At 39.8% G+C, this 427-nt stretch carries 1 protein-coding gene and 1 pseudogene; both read left to right on the top strand.

Annotated features, from left to right (window positions below; genetic code table 11):
• A pseudogene (gene epsG / locus RVS70_RS22650) lies at positions 1-295 on the top strand (biofilm exopolysaccharide biosynthesis protein EpsG); the annotation flags it as partial.
• Positions 296-319: 24 nt separating this feature from the next.
• Positions 320-427 (top strand): glycosyltransferase (locus RVS70_RS22645; protein WP_321134986.1); only part of this gene is annotated, 108 nt, incomplete at its 3' end.

Raw genomic sequence — 427 nt, 5'->3', positions numbered from 1 at the left:
TTGCTATAAAGAACGACTGCGGAGTCTGTGGCCGCAAATTGATATTGTCGTCAATTTGTGCCTGCTAGGTTTTTTGTTCGGCCTTTTGGCCACAAAGGACGTGATTTTTGCCAGATTCAATATTTATTTCGGTCTGTATCAAATGATCCTAGTCCCTTATTTCGTCAGGATATTTGATGAAAAATCGAACGCTCTTATATATATTGCTATCGTTGTTTGTTATTTTCTTTACAGTTATTTGCTTATGCCGGTTGATTCATCGGTTCTGCCTTACAGAACGATTTTTTCCCGGTAATTTATGCACGAGGAGCCGGTCATTATGGAAACACCTGCGGTTAGTCTGTTAGTCGCTGTTTATAACACAGAAACATATATCAGAACGTGTCTCGAATCACTGCGGAACCAGACAGTGGACAATATTGAAATC

The organism is Virgibacillus sp. M23 (assembly GCF_034190895.1).
Taxonomy (GTDB): Bacteria; Bacillota; Bacilli; order Bacillales; family Amphibacillaceae; genus Virgibacillus; species Virgibacillus salarius.
The sequence above is the reverse complement of the archived record's forward strand: the minus strand, read 5'-3'. Positions and strand labels throughout refer to the sequence as shown.